The organism is Streptomyces sp. NPDC046215 (genome assembly GCF_040646215.1).
Lineage (GTDB): Bacteria > Actinomycetota > Actinomycetes > Streptomycetales > Streptomycetaceae > Streptomyces > Streptomyces stramineus.
Genome location: NZ_JBEYZW010000020.1, coordinates 27,222 through 43,269 on the forward strand (window position 1 = coordinate 27,222; position 16,048 = coordinate 43,269).

Annotated in this window: 15 protein-coding genes; 5 read left to right on the forward strand and 10 right to left on the reverse strand. The window is 71.9% G+C overall.

Features of this window, described 5'->3' with window-relative positions:
• Positions 1-89: 89 nt before the first annotated feature.
• Positions 90-1,103 carry a glycosyltransferase family 2 protein gene (locus tag ABZ951_RS11725; RefSeq protein WP_344093095.1) on the reverse strand — a complete coding sequence of 338 codons (1,014 nt, stop codon included), beginning with the start codon at positions 1,101-1,103 and terminating at the stop codon, positions 90-92.
• Between the two features lie 223 nt (positions 1,104-1,326).
• Between ABZ951_RS11725 and ABZ951_RS11730 the strand changes: the two genes are divergently transcribed.
• On the forward strand, positions 1,327-2,799 hold the full coding sequence (locus tag ABZ951_RS11730) for an LCP family protein (RefSeq protein ID WP_344093096.1): 1,473 nt from the start codon (positions 1,327-1,329) through the stop codon (positions 2,797-2,799).
• A gap of 483 nt (positions 2,800-3,282) precedes the next feature.
• Positions 3,283-3,579, forward strand: a complete 297-nt coding sequence (locus ABZ951_RS11735) for a hypothetical protein (RefSeq protein ID WP_344093098.1) — start codon at positions 3,283-3,285, stop codon at positions 3,577-3,579.
• 189 nt (positions 3,580-3,768) lie between these two features.
• On the opposite strand, the gene ABZ951_RS11740 is transcribed toward ABZ951_RS11735, so the two are convergent.
• Entirely contained in the window at positions 3,769-4,317 is a 549-nt protein-coding gene (locus tag ABZ951_RS11740) for an acyl-CoA thioesterase (RefSeq protein WP_344093101.1), read from the reverse strand.
• Positions 4,318-4,435: 118 nt separating this feature from the next.
• On the opposite strand from ABZ951_RS11740, the gene ABZ951_RS11745 reads away from it, so the two are divergent.
• Positions 4,436-5,731 (forward strand): LCP family protein, encoded by a 1,296-nt coding sequence (locus ABZ951_RS11745; RefSeq protein ID WP_344093103.1) that lies wholly within the window; start codon positions 4,436-4,438, stop codon positions 5,729-5,731.
• Positions 5,732-5,788: 57 nt separating this feature from the next.
• On the opposite strand, the gene ABZ951_RS11750 is transcribed toward ABZ951_RS11745, so the two are convergent.
• Together ABZ951_RS11750 and ABZ951_RS11755 are read right to left on the reverse strand one after the other, a co-directional pair.
• A complete protein-coding gene (locus ABZ951_RS11750) occupies positions 5,789-6,595 on the reverse strand; it encodes a VOC family protein (RefSeq protein WP_344093105.1) in 807 nt (268 codons plus the stop codon).
• 153 nt (positions 6,596-6,748) lie between these two features.
• A complete protein-coding gene (locus tag ABZ951_RS11755) occupies positions 6,749-7,909 on the reverse strand; it encodes an acyl-CoA dehydrogenase family protein (protein WP_344093108.1) in 1,161 nt (386 codons plus the stop codon).
• Positions 7,910-8,112: 203 nt separating this feature from the next.
• Between ABZ951_RS11755 and ABZ951_RS11760 the strand changes: the two genes are divergently transcribed.
• Positions 8,113-9,453, forward strand: coding sequence for a UDP-glucose/GDP-mannose dehydrogenase family protein (locus ABZ951_RS11760; RefSeq protein ID WP_344093110.1), 1,341 nt, complete (start codon positions 8,113-8,115; stop codon positions 9,451-9,453).
• A gap of 136 nt (positions 9,454-9,589) precedes the next feature.
• Here ABZ951_RS11760 and ABZ951_RS11765 read toward each other — a convergent pair whose 3' ends face one another.
• The 4 genes from ABZ951_RS11765 to ABZ951_RS11780 form a co-directional block, all read right to left on the reverse strand.
• Positions 9,590-9,952, reverse strand: coding sequence for a hypothetical protein (locus ABZ951_RS11765; protein WP_344093112.1), 363 nt, complete (start codon positions 9,950-9,952; stop codon positions 9,590-9,592).
• Positions 9,953-10,432: 480 nt separating this feature from the next.
• Positions 10,433-11,629: a dipeptidase gene (locus ABZ951_RS11770; protein WP_344093114.1), complete on the reverse strand. Its 1,197-nt coding sequence runs from the start codon at positions 11,627-11,629 to the stop codon at positions 10,433-10,435.
• Between the two features lie 5 nt (positions 11,630-11,634).
• Positions 11,635-12,162, reverse strand: a complete 528-nt coding sequence (purE, locus tag ABZ951_RS11775; RefSeq protein ID WP_344093116.1) for a 5-(carboxyamino)imidazole ribonucleotide mutase — start codon at positions 12,160-12,162, stop codon at positions 11,635-11,637.
• Complete coding sequence (locus ABZ951_RS11780) at positions 12,159-13,277, reverse strand: 5-(carboxyamino)imidazole ribonucleotide synthase (protein WP_344093151.1); 1,119 nt, start codon at positions 13,275-13,277, stop codon at positions 12,159-12,161. The genes purE and ABZ951_RS11780 overlap by 4 nt, the downstream gene beginning before the upstream one ends.
• A 224-nt stretch (positions 13,278-13,501) precedes the next feature.
• On the opposite strand from ABZ951_RS11780, the gene ABZ951_RS11785 reads away from it, so the two are divergent.
• Positions 13,502-14,026 (forward strand): GtrA family protein, encoded by a 525-nt coding sequence (locus ABZ951_RS11785; protein ID WP_344093118.1) that lies wholly within the window; start codon positions 13,502-13,504, stop codon positions 14,024-14,026.
• 43 nt (positions 14,027-14,069) lie between these two features.
• Here the strand turns inward: ABZ951_RS11785 and ABZ951_RS11790 are convergent, their stop codons facing one another.
• Positions 14,070-15,320, reverse strand: a complete 1,251-nt coding sequence (locus ABZ951_RS11790; RefSeq protein WP_344093121.1) for an ATP-binding protein — start codon at positions 15,318-15,320, stop codon at positions 14,070-14,072.
• A 46-nt stretch (positions 15,321-15,366) separates the two neighbouring features.
• Positions 15,367-16,047: a response regulator transcription factor gene (locus ABZ951_RS11795; RefSeq protein WP_344093123.1), complete on the reverse strand. Its 681-nt coding sequence runs from the start codon at positions 16,045-16,047 to the stop codon at positions 15,367-15,369.
• Between the last annotated feature and the right edge of the window lies 1 nt (position 16,048).

Consider the following 16,048-nt stretch of genomic DNA (forward strand, 5'->3'; position numbering starts at 1 on the left):
TCGGAGCCGCCGGCGTTTCCGAGCCGGTCTCTGAGCCGCCGGCCGCCGTACGGGCCCCTCCCCCCGGGGGCCCGTACGGCCGGCGTGCGCTACTGCTTGACGGCCGGCCTGCGGCTGGCGATGACCTTGCGGGCCAGCGAGCGCGGGCTGGTCAGGAAGCCGAACCCCCACGACATGTGCATGGTCACCAGCGCCACCGGGATCTGCGCCCGCGCCGCGAGCGGCAGGCCCTTGCCCGCGGGCAGGGAGCCTGCCGTGATGGCGGCCAGGTACCCCGCCGGCACGACCAGGCCCCAGGGCGTGACGGCCGCGCCGACGACGACACCCGCGGCGATGGCCACGACGGCCGTCGGCGCGGCGAGGTAGCGCAGGTTGATCGAGCCCTGGTGGTAGCGGGCGACGACGTGCCGCCAGCGGCCGTAGTTCTTGTACTGCTTGGCGAGCGCCCGGACGCTCGGGCGGGGCCGGTAGGAGACCTTGAGCTCCGGCGAGAACCAGATCAGCCCGCCCGCCTCACGGATGCGGAAGTTCAGCTCCCAGTCCTGGGCGCGGATGAACTCCTCGTTGTACCCGCCCTGCTGCTCCAGCACCTCACGCCGGAAGACACCCAGATACACGGTTTCGGCGGGACCGGCCGCGCCGCCCGTGTGGAAGGCCGCGTTGCCCACGCCGATCTTCGAGGTCATGGCGGCGGCGACGGCCCGCTCCCAGTCGTTCTCCCCCTCGGCGTGCATGATGCCGCCGACGTTCTGCGCGCCGGTCTCCTCAAGGAGCCGCACGGCCGTCGCGATGTAGTCCGGCGAGAGCATGCCGTGCCCGTCGACGCGGACGACGATCGGGTGGCGGGACGCCTTGATCGCGGCGTTGAGGGCGGCGGGCGTCCGGCCGGTCGGGTTGGGCACGGTGTGGACGCGCGGGTCCTCCCGGACGAGCTCGGCGGCGATCTCGTCCGTGCGGTCCGCCGAGGGGCCGAGGGCGATCACGACCTCCAGCTCCCCTGCGTACTCCTGCTCCAGGATGTGCCGCACGGAGGTGCGCAGATGCCGCTCCTCGTTGAGCACCGGCATGATCACGGAAACGGCGGGCGGCTGCTGTTCGGGCATGGTTCCTCGGGGGTACGGGGGTCACCCACCCGGCTGGACCGGGGTCGGCGGAATCGTCGGTCACGTTACCGCTAATGGCGGACGGCTCGCCCTCCCGGCCGGGTGGCGGGCCCGCCCCGGACGGCGTGGGGGCGCGGTCCGCTGATCGTATTGACCTACCGTGACCCGTCCTGGCCCGTTCCGGGCCCGGCCCTTTGGTCCCGTCCGTCGCGGAGGTCTCGATATGACCGCACCGGCCCGCAGCCCGCGCCGCGCCCGCCACGGCGCCCCCCGCCGTCCGCGCTGGGGCCTGCGGATCGCCGCGTGCGCGGCCCTCGGGGTGCTGGCGGCCGCGGGCATCGGGCACGCGGTGGTCAGCGGGATCGACCACCGCATCGGCCGGGTCGACGTCTTCCGGGGGATGAAGAACCGGCCCGTGACCAGCCAGGGGATGAACGTCCTCCTCGTCGGCACGGACAGCCGGGAAAAGATCACCAAGGAGGAGCGGGACCGCTACCACCTGGGCGGCGCGCCCTGTCACTGCGCCGACACGCTGATGCTCGTACACCTGTCCGCCGGGCACGACCGGGCCACGGTCGTCAGCCTCCCCCGGGACACCTACACCGAGATCCCCGAACACACCGACGAAAAGGGCAAGCGTCACCCCGCCCACCCGCAGAAGCTCAACGCCGCCTACGCCGAGGGCGGGCCCGCGCTGACCGTGCGGACGGTGGAGCAGCTCACCGGCGTGCACGTCGATCACTACCTGGAGGTCGACTTCACCAGCTTCATGAAGACCGTCGACGTGGTCGGCGGCGTCCGCGTCTGCACGGCGCGCCCGCTCCAGGACCGCTACAGCGGACTCAACCTCCCCGTCGGCACCAGCACCCTCAACGGCGGGCAGGCGCTCCAGTACGTGCGCGCCCGCCACCTGGACGGGGCCGCCGACCTGGGCCGGATGCAGCGGCAGCAGCGCTTCCTGGCCTCCCTGCTCCAGCAGGCGACCAGCAGCGGCGTCCTGCTGAATCCGGTGACCTTCCAGCAGCTCGTCACCTCCCTCCTCGGCTCGGTCCGCGCCGACCGGGGCTTCGGCAGCGGCGAGCTCGTCAAGCTGGGCCGGGCGACGAGGAGCCTCACCCCGGCCTCCGCCGAGTTCGTCTCGGTGCCGGTCGGCGTCACGAACTTCCCCGTGCCGCGCCTCGGCTCCACGGTGAAGTGGGACGAGGCGGCGGCCGGCAAGCTCTTCCAGGCGCTGCGCGACGACCGCCCGATCGCGCCGCGCGTCCCGGGCGGGCCGCACGACGGCAACGCCACGTGGTCGGCACGGCCCGGCACGCCCGTGGAGGTGGCCCCGGCGCAGATCCGGATCCAGGTGTACAACGGCAGCGGCCGCGCCGGTCTCGCCCGCGCCACGGACCAGGCACTGCGCGCGACGGGATTCGGTACGACCGGCCAGCCGGCCGACGCGCCCCAGCCGGCGCCGCAGCCGCGCACGGTGATCACCTACGACCCGCGCTGGGACCGCTCGGTCCGCTCGGTCGCGGCCGCCCTGCCGAACGCGGAGCTGCGCCCGGCACGCGGGCAGGGCCCGGTGATCAAAGTGACGCTGGGCACGGACTTCAAGGAGGTCCACCCGGTGTGGGCGCAGACCGCGCCGCAGCCGGGGCGGTCCGGGGCGGTCACGGGGGACGAGGTGGTCTGCCCGGGGAGCCGCTAGGCGAGCCGCGCCCGTGCGGTCAGCACCGGCACGGGAGGTTTCCGGACTCGGTGGCGCGGGCGGTGCGCAGCTCGAACCAGACCCGTTTGGACACGGCGCGGCGGCCTTCGGCATATGCCGCATCACCCCTTGGGTGTCCGACTAATGGCACGCCAAGCTCTAGCCGTCGAGCCCCGACGCCGCCCGCAGCTCGTGGAGTTCCCTCTGGTGCCGTCCGCGGGGCGGCAACGTGGCAGGGCGGGGCGAGCCCTAGCCGGACGGTGTGCGCGTACGCCACCTCACCCGGGCGGTGAGGCGGATCACAGGCGGGGGATTATGCACATCGATCGCGGTCAGTAGATGATCTTCGACGGGTCCGCCGGGGGACATATGCCATTTCGACCCCCATCTGAAGGAATTCGCCCGGCCGCCCGCGAAGGCGATTCGGCAGGCGAGTCGCCGGTCTCACCCACAGAACGGACACGTGAAGTGAAGTTCCCGACCATGCGCAACAAGGTCGCGGCATCTGTCGGCGCCATTGCCCTGACCGCGGTCTGCGGCGTCATGACGGCCTCCCCCGCCCAAGCCGCCAACCCGGGCTACCGCTGCAGCAACTGGAAGTCGACCAACCACGGCTGGACCGCCGACTGCCGCGTGACCAGTGGCAAGGCGCGCGCGATGGTGGGGTGCTGGGACGGCACGTCGCACTTCGGACGATGGATGGGGCGCGGCAGCTGGAAGTTCGGCATGAGCTGCGGCAAGAGCAAGATGGGCGAGAGCGGCGTGGAGTGGAAGCCGTAACACCCTCGCACGCCCTGCGGTACCGGCGCTCTGCGGCACCGCACTCGCGGGCCGGATGCGGTGGTCAATCACGCCGACGTGATCGTCACCGGCGGGCAGGCCCTGCTCGTCGACCGGGCACGGGCCACCCGCGGCGCCCCCGTGGCTCGACGCCGGGTGCCGGATCATCCGGCTCACCGCGGGCGGACGCTAGCCGTCGAGCCCGTCCGCGGCCCGCTGCTCGCGCAGTTCCATGATCGCGCGGCGCCGGGCGAGCCGGTGCGTGCGGCGGATCTGTGCCTCCTGGAAGCGCCGCTTGTCCTTCTCCGTCTCCGGGAGCACCGGCGGGACGCGCCGCGGCTTGCCGTCCTCGTCGACGGCGGCGAAGACCAGGTACGCGCTGCCGACCTGGGTGGCGGGCGTCGACTCGTTCCAGCGCTCGGCGAGGACGCGGACACCGACCTCCATGGAGGAGCGGCCCGTCCAGTTGCACTGCGCACGGACGTGCACGAGGTCTCCTACACGGACGGGGGCCAGGAAGGCCATCTCGTCCATGGAAGCCGTGACCGCCGGGCCCCCGGAGTGGCGCCCGGCCACCGCTCCCGCCGCGTCGTCGACAAGCTTCATGATCACGCCGCCGTGCACCGTGCCCAGCAGGTTCGTGTCGCTCGCCGTCATGATGTGGCTCAGCGTCGTACGCGACGCGGAAGTCGGCTTGCCGGGTATCTCCGGCTCCGGGCCGGAGTCCTGAATGGTCATGTCCACCACTGTATGCCGAACCCGGCCGGGCGGCCGGTTTGCATCAGCTCTGCAACAGCACTGCCCCGATCACGTAGCCGCCTGCCGGGCGACTGGCAAAAACGGGCACACTCGTCCCATGAGTGAGTGGCCCGATGGGCGGACCAGCGAACGGCAGGGCCGGTACGGGCGCGGTGGCGCCGCGGCCGAGCCGGAGGGCGTGCGCGCCATGCCGCACGTGAGGCGCGGCACCCCGCCGCGGCAGTACCAGCCGCCCCAGGGCTATGACGACCGCCCCGGCGGGCACGCGGCCGCCGGCCGCCGCGACGACGGTTACAACACCGGACAGGTCTACGGCCACGGCGGCCCGGTGGGCCCCGGCCGGGGCGGCGGCAGCGGTGGCGACGGGCCGCACGGCCACGGCGGCGGCCCGCGGACCAGCCGGCCGAACTGGCGCCGGCGCATCACCATCGGCCTGGTCGCCTTCGTCGTGGTGTTGCTCGCCGTCTCCGTCAGCACCTACTTCTGGGCGGACTCCAAGCTGCGCCGCGAGGTCGACCTCGGCAAGGTCGCCGACCGCCCCCCGAAGGGCGAGGGCACCAATTACCTGATCGTCGGTTCCGACAGCCGCGAGGGCCTGTCCGACCAGGACAAGAAGGACCTCCACACCGGGTCGGCCGACGGCAAGCGCACCGACTCGATGATGATCCTCCACACCGGTGACAACGGCAGCACCATGCTGAGCCTGCCGCGCGACTCCTACGTCACCATCCCGGCCTTCACCGGGCAGAAGTCGGGCAAGAAGATCGCCGCCTCCACCCACAAGCTCAACCAGGCGTACGCGGACGGCGGGCCGGAGCTGCTGGCGCAGACCATCGAGTTCAACACGGGGCTGCGCATCGACCACTACGCGGAGATCGGCTTCGGCGGCTTCCGCAACCTGGTCGACGCGCTGGGCGGTGTGGAGATGTGCCTGGACAAGCCGCTGAAGGACCGGGACTCGGGCGCGGACTTCAAGGCGGGCTGCCAGGAGCTCGACGGCGCCCAGTCGCTGGCCTTCGTGCGCCAGCGCCACCAGGAGGCCGACCAGGACCTGGGGCGCATGCGCAACCAGCAGAAGTTCCTGAACACCCTCGCCAAGCAGGCGGCCTCGCCGTCGACGATCCTCAACCCCTTCCGCCTCTACCCGGTCATCGGCTCGGGCCTCGACACGGTCATCGTCGACAACGACATGGAGCTGTGGGACCTGACGTCCATGTTCTGGGCGATGAAGGGGGTCACCGGCGGCGACGGCAAGCAGCTGACCGTGCCGATCGCCTCGGCCAATTACCCGACGCCCAACGACGGCCTCGCGGTGAAGTGGGACACGGCCAAGGCCAAGCAGCTCTTCGACCAGCTCAAGAAGGACCAGAAGGTCACCGTCTCCGACAAGTGACGCCCGGACCCACCAGGGGCCCGTACCGCCGCCGGCGGTGCGGGCCCCGGCGCTTTCTCAGCCGGACGCGGGCGGCGAGGCGTTGATGACGGCGAACATGCCGCCCTGCGGGTCCTGGACCACGGCCATCCGCCCGGCGATCATGTCGAACGGCGGCTTGAGGACCGAGCCCCCGGCGCGGACGAGGGCGTCGACGGTGCTGTCGGTGTCGTCCACCGCGAAGTACGTCAGCCAGTGCGAGGGCGTGCCGGGCGGCAGGCCGTCGATGCCGCCGAGCCCCTGCATGCCGCCGACCGCCCGTCCGTCCACCTCCAGGGCGAAGTACCCTTCCGCGCCCTCCATGGGGGCGGTCTTGACGCCCAGCGACTTGGCGTAGAAGCCCGTCACGGCGTCGGGGTCGCTGGTGTTCAGCTCGCTCCAGATGACCGCGCCGGGCTCGTTGACGACGGCCGCGCCCGCGAAGTCGCGGGACTGCCACAGGCCGAACAACGCGCCCGAGGGGTCGGCGACGACCGCCATCCGGCCGAGGGTGAGCACGTCCATGGCGGGCATCACCACCGTGCCGCCGCTGCTGGAGACCGCCGACTGGGTGGCGTCCAGGTCGTCCGTGGCCAGGTAGGTGGTCCACACGCTCGGCAGGGGCGGGTCGGGTACCTCCCCGTCGGGCGTCATCGCGGTCATGATGCCCGCCACGGGCTTGCCGCCCAGCGAGCAGACCGCGTACCCGCCGGTCTCCGGGGGCCCGACTTCGCCCTGCCAGCCGAACAGGTCGCGGTAGAAGTCGAGCGCCGCCTGCTGGTCGGGGACCATGAGGTCGACCCAGCAGGGGGTGCCGGGCTGGTACGGAGCGGAAACGTCGGGCATGGTGTCGCGCCTCCAGGCAGTAGGCCCCCACGGCCACCACCTTCGGCGCCCGGGTGCGATACCGCCACCGGCGTTCGCCCGTACGCGCCCGAGGGCCCCCGGCGGCCTGTCGCAGGCTGCCGGGGGCCCTGGGAGGCGGGCACGCCGCCGGGGTTACTTCGGGAGGTTGCGCGCCATGACGATGCGCTGGACCTGGTTCGTGCCCTCGTAGATCTGCGTGATCTTCGCGTCGCGCATCATGCGCTCCACCGGGTAGTCACGGGTGTAGCCGTAGCCGCCGAGGAGCTGCACGGCGTCCGTGGTGATCTCCATGGCGGCGTCGGAGGCGTAGCACTTGGCGGCGGCGCCGAAGAACGTCAGGTCGCCGTCGAGGCGCTCGGACTTCGCGGCCGCCGCGTAGGTGAGCTGCCGCGCGGCCTCCAGCTTCATCGCCATGTCGGCCAGCATGAACTGGACGCCCTGGAAGTCGGCGATCGGCTTGCCGAACTGCTTGCGCTCCTGGACGTAGCCCTTGGCGTAGTCGAGGGCGCCCTGGGCGATGCCCAGCGCCTGGGCCGCGATGGTGATGCGGGTGTGGTCGAGGGTCTTCATCGCCGTCGCGAAGCCGGTGCCCTCCTCGCCGATCATGCGGTCGGCGGGGATCCGGACGTTGTCCAGGTAGATCTCCCGGGTCGGGGAGCCCTTGATGCCGAGCTTGCGCTCCGGGGCGCCGAAGGACACGCCCGCGTCGGACTTCTCCACGACGAAGGCGGAGATGCCCTTGGAGCGCTTCTCCGGGTCGGTGACGGCCATCACCGTGTAGTACTCGCTGACGCCGGCGTTGGTGATCCAGCGCTTGACGCCGTTGAGGACGTAGTGGTCGCCGTCGCGCACGGCCTTGGTCTTCATGCCGGCCGCGTCGGAGCCGGCGTCGGGCTCGGAGAGGGCGTACGAGAACATCGCGTCGCCCTTGGCGAGCGGGCTCAGGTAGCGCTTCTTCAGGTCGTCGGAGCCGGAGAGGACGACCGGCAGCGAGCCGAGCTTGTTGACCGCGGGGATCAGGGAGGAGGAGGCGCAGACGCGCGCGATCTCCTCGATGACGATGACGGTGGCCAGCGCGTCGGCGCCGGCGCCCCCGAACTCCTCGGGGACGTGCACGGCGTGCAGGTCGGCGGCGACGAGCGCGTCGAGGGCCTCCTGCGGGAAGCGGCCCTCCTCGTCCACCTCGGCCGCGTGCGGAGCGATCTTCGCCTCGGCGAGCGAGCGCACGACCTTGCGGAGCTCGTCGTGCTCCTCGTTGGGCCGGTACAGGTCGAAGTCCTTTGATCCCGCCAAGGCGTGCTCCCCTGAAAATTCGCTACCGATGAGTAACCTGATTCTAGGGCGGCTCCCGGACCAGGTATACGTGAGCTTGCTGACAGCGCCTCGGGACGACCGCCACGGGGGCGGATCTTCCCGCCGTCTTCCCCGGGTCCTTCCCCCGGCCGCCCCCGACTATGCTCGGGGCGCAGTCCAGCCCGTCAGCACATGGAGCACGCATGGCCCCCAGGATCACCGTGATCGGTACCGGCTACCTCGGTGCCACGCATGCCGCGGCCATGGCCGAGCTCGGCTTCGAGGTACTGGGCCTGGACGTGGTCCCCGAGAAGATCGAGATGCTCGCGCGCGGCACGGTGCCCATGTACGAGCCCGGTCTGGAGGAGCTGCTGCGCCGCCACGCCGCCGGGATCGAGGGGTCGACGGGCCGGCTGCGCTTCACGACCTCCTGGGAGGAGGTCGGCGAGTTCGGCGACGTCCACTTCGTCTGCGTGAACACCCCGCAGAAGCACGGCGAGTACGCCTGCGACATGTCCTACGTCGAGGCGGCCGTCTCCTCCCTGGCCCGGGTGCTGCACCGGCCGGCGCTCGTCGTCGGCAAGTCCACCGTGCCGGTCGGCAGCGCGGCGCGCCTCGCGAAGCTGCTCGCGGAGCTGGCTCCGGCGGGCGCGGACGTGGAGCTGGCCTGGAACCCGGAGTTCCTGCGCGAGGGCTTCGCCGTCCAGGACACCCTGCACCCGGACCGGATCGTCGTCGGCGTCGCCGGTGAGCGCGGCGAGAAGCTGCTGCGCGAGGTGTACGCGACCCCGATCGGCGAGGGCTCGCCGTTCGTCGTCGCGGACTACCCGACGGCCGAGCTGGTCAAGACCGCCGCGAACTCCTTCCTCGCCACGAAGATCTCCTTCATCAACGCGATGGCGGAGATCTGCGAGGCGGCCGGCGGTGACGTGGTGAAGCTGGCCGAGGCCATCGGCCACGACGAGCGGATCGGCAAGAAGTTCCTGCGGGCCGGCATCGGCTTCGGCGGCGGCTGCCTGCCCAAGGACATCCGCGCCTTCATGGCCCGCGCCGGTGAGCTGGGCGTCGACCAGGCGCTGACCTTCCTCCGCGAGGTCGACTCCATCAACATGCGCCGCCGCGGCCACATGGTGGAGCTGGCCCGCGAGACGGTGGGCGGCAGCTTCCTCGGGCAGCGGGTCGCGGTGCTCGGCGCCACGTTCAAGCCGGACTCCGACGACGTGCGGGACTCCCCCGCGCTGAACGTCGCCGGACAGATCCACCTGCAGGGCGGCCAGGTCACGGTCTACGACCCCAAGGGCATGGACAACGCCCGCCGGCTCTTCCCCACCCTCGCCTACGCGCCGACCGCGCTGGAGGCGTGTCGCGGCGCCCAGGTGGTGCTGCACCTCACCGAGTGGGGCGAGTTCCGCGAGCTGGACCCGGCGGCGCTGGCCACGGTCGTGGCGGAGCGGCGGGTGCTGGACGGGCGCAACGCGCTGGACGCCGGCGCCTGGCGTCAGGCCGGGTGGGTCTTCCGGGCCATGGGCCGGCCGCAGGCTTAGCCGGAGGCGGTCCCGCCGGAATGCGGGGCGCGGCACGCGTCCGCCGGTGGTCACCATTCAAAGAGGACGGGAAGGGTGACGCGGGCAGCCGTTCCCGGCCCCACCGGGCCGGGAACGGCGTGGGAAGGGCCGAGCTCTACTTCAGCGCCGAGTCCACCGTGCTGGAGGCACCCGCCGTCGCCGACTGCGCCGTGGAGTTGGCCGTGTCCTTCAGCGCGGAGACCGGGCCCGGCTCGGGGGCGGGCGGCGGGGTGGAGCCGGGGGGCGGCGGGGGCTGCTCCTCCGAGGACGAGCCGCCCTTGGCGTCGTACTGGTAGGTGTCGGTGATCTTGCGCTCCTTGGTGATCTTCCCCGGCGCCGGGGAGACGATCGCCACGGGCAGCGGGCCCAGGCCGTGGCCGCGGTGGTCGTCCGCCGTCGCCGTGCCGGCCTGGCTCAGCACCATGCCGCCTGCCATCGCCGCCAGCAACACACCAGCAACACGGGTACGCATCGACATCAAGAGAACTCCTTACGGAAAGGGGAGCAGGACGCCTCCCGCAGCGAGTGCGGCGCGGATGCGCGGTCGGGGCAGGTCTTGGGGGCGGGGCGGAGCCGGTATCGCGGAGAACGGCTGGAGCGGTACGGACCCTGCCGGCCGGAAGACAGCCCCGGACGAGGTAGGCAGAGAACTACCGGCGCGATCACCGGACAGTCAAAAGATCTGACGAGAAACCGGCCCTCGCCCCCGCACACCTCATCGAGTGGCGAACGCAATGCGGCATGAGAGAGCCCGCGGAGGGGGCCCGGACAACGCCGGACGTCACCTCAAACCCGCACGGCATCCCCTGTTGGGGCGAACAACGCGCCCTCCTCCTGATACCTGCCACCCGACCCGGGCATCACATCCGGCCTTCGCCTCGTGCACCCCTACGGGATCACCGCGGCGCCACGACGTTGACCGGCCCGTTCCGCTCCTCGCCGCCACGCCGCCGTGACCTCAGCCGTCCAGCTGCTCGATCGTCGCGATCGACGGGCCCCGCTCGCCCTGGAGCCGGCGCGCGACATCCTCCGCCGCGCGCAGGACGCGGACCGCGTTCTGCCAGGTGAGCTTCGCCAGGTCCGCGTCGGACCAGCCGCGGTGCAGCAGCTCCGCGATCAGGTTCGGATAGCCCGCCACGTCCGCGAGGTCCCGCGGGGTGAACGGGGTGCCGTCGAAGTCGCCGCCGATGCCGAGGTGATCGACGCCGGCGACCTCCCGCATGTGGTCGAGGTGGTCGGCGACCGTCGCCGCCGTGGCGACCGGGCGGGGGTGCGCGGCCTCGAAGGCGCGCTGCACGGCCATGCCGGCGGCCGTGGTGTCCAGCGGGTGGAGACCGTTGGCACGCATGTTCTCGTCGGCCCGCAGGGTCCACTCGACGGCGGCCGGGAGGACGAACTTCGGTACGAACGTCACCATGGCCACGCCCCCGTTGGCGGCGAGCGAGGCCAGCACGTCGTCGGGGATGTTGCGCGGGTGGTCGCAGACGGCGCGCGCGGAGGAGTGCGAGAAGATCACCGGCGCCTCGGTGACCCGGAGCGCGTCGCGCATCGTGTCGGCGGAGACGTGCGAGAGGTCGACGAGCATGCCCACGCGGTTCATCTCGCGGACGACCTCCTCGCCGAAGCGGGTCAGGCCGTGCGCCCGCGGCTCGTCGGTCGCCGAGTCCGCCCACGGGATGTTGTCGTTGTGAGTCAGGGTCAGGTAGCGCACGCCGAGCCGGTGGAGGGCGCGGAGCGTGGCGAGGGAGGAGTTGATGCTGTGGCCGCCCTCGGCGCCCATGAGGGAGGCGATCCTGCCCTCGGCCCGGGCGGTCTCCATGTCCTCGGCGCTGAACGCGAGCCGCAGATCGGCGGGGTAGCGGTCGGCCAGGGCGCGGACGACGTCGATCTGTTCGAGCGTGGCGCTGACCGCTTCGTCGCCCGCCATGTCGGAGCGCACGTACACGGACCAGAACTGTGCCCCCACGCCGCCGGCCCGCAGCCGGGGCAGGTCGGTGTGGAGGTCGGCGCTCTGGTCGGTGGCGATGTCGCGCCGGTCGAGGTCGTAGCGGACCTGCTGGCGCAGGGCCCAGGGCAGGTCGTTGTGACCGTCGACGACGGGGTGGGCCGTGAGGAGTTCGCGGGCGCGGCCCAGGTGGGCGGCGGCGTCGCTCACGGCGCTCACTTCCCGAAGCCGAAGCCGGCGGTGCCCTCGGCCTTCGCGCGCAGCCGCTTGCCCTTCTCGGTCGCCTGTTCGTTCAGCTCGGCCTGGAAGCGGGTCATCCGCTCCAGCAGGGCGGGGTCGTGCGCGGCGAGCATCCGGACGGCGAGCAGGCCGGCGTTGCGGGCGCCCGCGACCGAGACGGTGGCGACGGGCACGCCGGCCGGCATCTGCACGATGGACAGCAGGGAGTCCATGCCGTCGAGGTACTTCAGGGGCACGGGCACCCCGATGACGGGCAGCGGGGTGACGGAGGCCAGCATGCCGGGCAGGTGGGCGGCGCCGCCCGCGCCGGCGATGACCGCCTTCAGCCCGCGGTCGGCGGCCTGCTCTCCGTACGCGATCATCTCGCGCGGCATGCGGTGCGCGGAGACGACGTCGACCTCGTAGGGGATCTCGAATTCGTCGAGGGCCTTGGCGGCGGCCTCCATGACGGGCCAGTCGGAGTCGGAGCCCATGACGATGCCGACCAGGGGGGATCCAGTCATTCCGTGATCGTTCCTCGCAGGTATCCGGCGGCGTGGCTCGCGCGCTCGCGCACATCCGCCAGGTCGTCGCCGTAGGTGTTGACGTGTCCGACCTTGCGGCCGGGTTTGACGTCCTTGCCGTACATATGGATCTTCAGCCCCGGGTCCCGTGCCATGCAATGGAGGTAGGCGGAATACATGTCGGGGTAGTCGCCGCCGAGGACGTTGGCCATGACCGTCCACGGGGCGCGCGGGCGCGGGTCGCCGAGGGGGAGGTCGAGGACGGCCCGGACGTGGTTGGCGAACTGCGAGGTGATCGCGCCGTCCTGGGTCCAGTGTCCGGAGTTGTGCGGGCGCATGGCGAGCTCGTTGACGAGGACGCGGCCGTCGGCGGTCTCGAAGAGCTCCACCGCGAGGTGGCCCACGACGCCCAGCTCCTTGGCGATCTTCAGGGCGAGCTGCTGCGCGTGGGCGGAGAGCTCCTCGGAGAGGCCGGGCGCGGGCGCGATGACGGTGTCGCAGACGCCGTCGACCTGGATGGACTCGACCACGGGGTAGGAGACGGCCTGGCCGTGCGGCGAGCGCACGACGTTGGCGGCGAGCTCGCGGACGAAGGCGACCTTCTCCTCGGCGAGGACGGGCACCCCGGCGCGGAAGGGTTCGGCCGCCTCCCGCGGGCCGCGGACGATCCACACGCCCTTTCCGTCGTAGCCGCCGCGCACCGTCTTCAGGACGACGGGAAAGCCCTCGCCCTCGGCCGCAAAGCGCTCGACGTCTGTGGGGTCCGCCACGATCCGGTGCCGCGGACAGGGCACCCCGATCTCCAGGAGCTTCGCCCGCATCACGCCCTTGTCCTGGGCGTGCACCAATGCGGCGGGCCCCGGGCGGACGGGAATTCCGTCGGCTTCCAGGGCCCGTAGGTGCTCGGTCGGAACGTGCTCGTGATCAAAGGTGATCACGTCACACCCTTGTGCGAAAGCACGAAGGGTCTCCAGGTCGCGGTAGTCGCCGATGACGACATCGCTGACCGCCTGGGCCGCCGAGTCCTGCGGGGAGTCACTGAGCAGCTTGAACTTGATGCCGAGGGGGATGCCCGCCTCGTGGGTCATGCGGGCGAGCTGACCGCCGCCGACCATGCCGACTACCGGAAACGTCACGCCCTCAGGGTATCCGTACGAGCGAACCGGCCCCGACCGCGTTTAGAGGATCATCCGAATTGAAGGGGGCTCCGGTGATGGCTGATATCGGCCGCGTTCGCCTCGCGTTCATCCGACTCCGCCGGTGGGCGGCGGGCGCCGCTGGATAGCATGAATGCTGCCCCACGCCCTCCACCGCCCAGTATCGGAGCCTGACGATCGCTATGAGTCAACGTCGTACAGTGCGTTCCCGGCTGGAGCGGCTGGCCCGCGAGATCGCGAAATTCGGTGCGGTCGGCGCCATCGGATTCGTGGTCAATTTCATCGTCTTCAACATCTGTGTGCACGGCTTCGATCTCGCGGTGGTGCGCTCGGGCGTCATCGCCACGGCCGTCGCCATCGGCACCAATTACATCGGCAACCGCCACTGGACGTACCGCGACTGCGACCGGAAGCGGCGCAGCCGGGAGCTGTCGCTGTTCCTGTTGTTCAGCGGCGCCGGCCTGGTGATCGAGAACGGGATCCTGGCGCTCTCGCACTACGGCTTCGGCTTCACCTCGCCGCTGGCGGACAACCTCGCGAAGAACGTGGTCGGTCTCGGGATAGGGACGGTCTTCCGCTTCTGGTCCTACCGCACCTGGGTGTTCCAGGCGCTGCCCGCGCGTGTGGCCGTGGAGACTGCTGAATCGTTCCTGGCGGCGGAGTCGCGCCGGACGGACGCCCCGCCGCGGGTCGACGCGCAGCCGTAGGGCCGCGGCCGTCGGCCGGGCGGGCCCGGCAGCCCTGGGGGCGTCAGCCCTGGGCGTGCCCGTCGGACTCACGGCTGAGGAAGAGCGCGAAGACGGGCGGGTTGCCCTGGAGGAGCTCCAGGCGCCCGCCGTCCGCCTCGGCCAGATCGCGGGCGACGGCGAGCCCCAGGCCGGTGGAGTTGCGGCCGCTGACCGTCCGCTCGAAGACCCGGGCCCCCAGGTCCGGGGGGACGCCGGGGCCCTCGTCGGTGACCTCCACGACGGCCTGGTTGCCGGTGACGCGGGTCCGCAGGGCGACCGTTCCGTCGCCGTGCATCAGCGAGTTCTCGATGAGCGTCGCGAGCACCTGGGAGACCGCGCCCGGGGTGCCGACGGCCCGCAGCCCCGGCTTGCCCGAGTGCACGATGGCCCGGCCCTCGCTGCGGGTGGTGGGCCGCCACTCCTCGATCTGCTGCTTGACGACCTCGTCGAGGTCGAAGGTGACGGCCGAGCCGGCCTTGGGGTCGCGGCTGTTGGTCAGCAGCCGCTGGACGACGTCGGTGAGCCGCTCGACCTGGGCGAGGGCGATCGCCGCCTCCTCCTTGGCCGTCCCCGGGTCGTCGGTGAGCGTGATCTCCTCCAGCCGCATGGACAGCGCGGTCAGCGGGGTCCGCAGCTGGTGCGAGGCGTCCGCGGCGAGCCGCCGCTCTGCGGTGAGCATCCGGGCGATCCGCTCGGCGCTGTTGTCCAGGACGTCCGCCACCCGGTCCAGCTCCGGTACGCCGTAGCGGCGGTGGCGGGGCCGGGGGTCGCCGGAGCCGAGGCGCTCGGCGGTCTCGGCGAGGTCGGTGAGCGGGGCGGTGAGCCGGTTCGCCTGCCGGACGGCGAGGAACACGGCGGCGACGACGGCCAGCAGGGCCACGGCGAGGATCACCAGCAGGGTCCGGCCGAGCTCCCGGCTGACCGTGGCGCGCGACTCCTCCACGCGGACGGTCTCGCCCTGTTCGCCCTTCTCCGTGGCGGCGATGACACCGCCGCCGGGCCGGGTGCCGATCTCGATGGGCGGCCGGCCGGGGATGTCGATCCGGGCGTACCGGTCGGGGGTGATCTGCTCGCGCAGCACGCCCGACTCCACCCGCTCCGCGCTGATCAGCCGGCTGTCGACGATGCTCACCAGGCGCACGGCCTCGGACTTGACGCTTTCCTCGGCGCTGCTCTCGATCGTGCGCGTCTCGACGATGACGAGCGAGATCCCGAACACCGCGATCACGACGAGCACGACGGCGAGCGTGGAGTTGATCAGTCGACGGCGCACGGTGCCCTCCGGGCGGGTGGTACGGGAGCGGCCCGGCGGGGCGCGGTCAGCTCTTCTCGAAGCGGAAGCCGACACCGCGGACGGTGGCGATGTAGCGCGGGTTGCCAGCGTCGTCCCCGAGCTTCTTGCGGAGCCAGGAGATGTGCATGTCGAGGGTCTTGGTCGAGGACCACCAGGTGGTGTCCCAGACCTCGCGCATGAGCTGGTCGCGGGTGACGACCCGGCCGGCGTCGCGCACCAGGACCCGCAGCAGGTCGAATTCCTTCGCGGTGAGCTGGAGTTCCTCCTCGCCCATCCAGGCGCGGTGCGACTCCACGTCGATCCGGACGCCGTGGGTGGCGGGCGGCTGCTGGTGGGACTCGACGGTGCCGCGGCGCAGCAGGGCCCGGACCCGGGCCAGCAGCTCGGCGAGCCGGAAGGGCTTGGTGACGTAGTCGTCGGCGCCGGCGTCCAGGCCGACGACGGTGTCCACCTCGTCGGCGCGGGCGGTGAGGACGAGGACCGGGAAGCCGTGGCCCTCGGTGCGCAGCCGGCGGCAGACCTCCAGTCCGTCCATGCCGGGCAGCCCGAGGTCGAGGACGAGCAGGTCAACCCCTCCCTTGAGCCCGGCGTCGAGCGCCGTGGGACCGTCTTCGCGCACCTCCACCTCGTACCCTTCGCGGCGCAGGGCGCGCGCGAGAGGCTCCGAGATGGACGCGTCATCCTCGGCGAGCAGTACTCGGGTCATG

Coding starts and splice junctions, on each gene's coding strand:
- ABZ951_RS11730 (WP_344093096.1), top strand. CDS start 1,327: ATGACCGCACCGGCCCGCAGCCCGCGCCGCGCCCGCCACGGCGCCCCC.
- ABZ951_RS11745 (WP_344093103.1), top strand. CDS start 4,436: ATGAGTGAGTGGCCCGATGGGCGGACCAGCGAACGGCAGGGCCGGTAC.
- ABZ951_RS11760 (WP_344093110.1), top strand. CDS start 8,113: ATGGCCCCCAGGATCACCGTGATCGGTACCGGCTACCTCGGTGCCACG.
- purE (WP_344093116.1), bottom strand. CDS start 12,162: ATGACTGGATCCCCCCTGGTCGGCATCGTCATGGGCTCCGACTCCGAC.
- ABZ951_RS11765 (WP_344093112.1), bottom strand. CDS start 9,952: ATGTCGATGCGTACCCGTGTTGCTGGTGTGTTGCTGGCGGCGATGGCA.
- ABZ951_RS11750 (WP_344093105.1), bottom strand. CDS start 6,595: ATGCCCGACGTTTCCGCTCCGTACCAGCCCGGCACCCCCTGCTGGGTC.
- ABZ951_RS11785 (WP_344093118.1), top strand. CDS start 13,502: ATGAGTCAACGTCGTACAGTGCGTTCCCGGCTGGAGCGGCTGGCCCGC.
- ABZ951_RS11780 (WP_344093151.1), bottom strand. CDS start 13,277: ATGGTCGGCGGCGGTCAGCTCGCCCGCATGACCCACGAGGCGGGCATC.
- ABZ951_RS11725 (WP_344093095.1), bottom strand. CDS start 1,103: ATGCCCGAACAGCAGCCGCCCGCCGTTTCCGTGATCATGCCGGTGCTC.
- ABZ951_RS11735 (WP_344093098.1), top strand. CDS start 3,283: ATGCGCAACAAGGTCGCGGCATCTGTCGGCGCCATTGCCCTGACCGCG.
- ABZ951_RS11795 (WP_344093123.1), bottom strand. CDS start 16,047: ATGACCCGAGTACTGCTCGCCGAGGATGACGCGTCCATCTCGGAGCCT.
- ABZ951_RS11740 (WP_344093101.1), bottom strand. CDS start 4,317: ATGACCATTCAGGACTCCGGCCCGGAGCCGGAGATACCCGGCAAGCCG.